Here is a 640-nt window from a genome sequence, read left to right on the forward strand (position 1 = left end):
TCTCAGTTACGCCGGGCCGGACCAGGGCGTGCACGGCCTGATCCACAGCGTCGCCCAGGGCGAATCCGGCAAACGCCTGACCCGCTATCGCATCACCCTGGTCCCCCGGCTGGCCTATCTGCAGCACGCCACCAACCAGCGCATCTTCCAGCACCGCACTGTGCCGCAGATCATCACCGAGGTGCTCAAGGGGCACGGCATCTTTACCGATTCATTCCGCTTCCAGTTGCGTGAAGACGGGCCCGAGCGGACCTACTGCACCCAGTACAACGAAACCGACCTGCACTTTATCCAGCGTCTGTGCGAGGAAGAAGGGATTCACTATCACTTTCAGCACAGCCCCGAAGGCCATCAGCTGGTGTTCGGCGAAGACCAGACCGTCTTCCCCAAACTGACCCCGACCCGCTTCAACCAGGGCAGCGGCATGGTCGCTGACGAGCCGGTCATCAAACGCTTCAACCTGCGCCTGCAAACCCGCCCCAGCCAGGTCAGCCGCCGCGACTACAACTTTGAAAAGCCGCGCCTGCTGATGGAAAGCAAAGCGCAAAGCGAAGCCCTGCCCACTCTGGAAGACTACGATTACCCCGGCCGTTTCCAAGACCGCACCCGCGGCCAACACCTGGCCACCAGAACCCTAGAA

1 protein-coding gene is annotated in these 640 nt (G+C 61.9%); it reads left to right on the plus strand.

Going from position 1 to position 640, the window contains the following annotated elements; all coding sequences use genetic code 11:
* On the plus strand, window positions 1–640 hold a 640-nt coding region (gene tssI / locus DHB74_RS16610; RefSeq protein ID WP_499162087.1), incomplete at both ends, for a type VI secretion system tip protein TssI/VgrG.

Origin of the sequence: Pseudomonas sp. G11-1, assembly GCF_024031555.1 — a bacterium.
Taxonomy (GTDB): domain Bacteria; phylum Pseudomonadota; class Gammaproteobacteria; order Pseudomonadales; family Pseudomonadaceae; genus Halopseudomonas; species Halopseudomonas bauzanensis.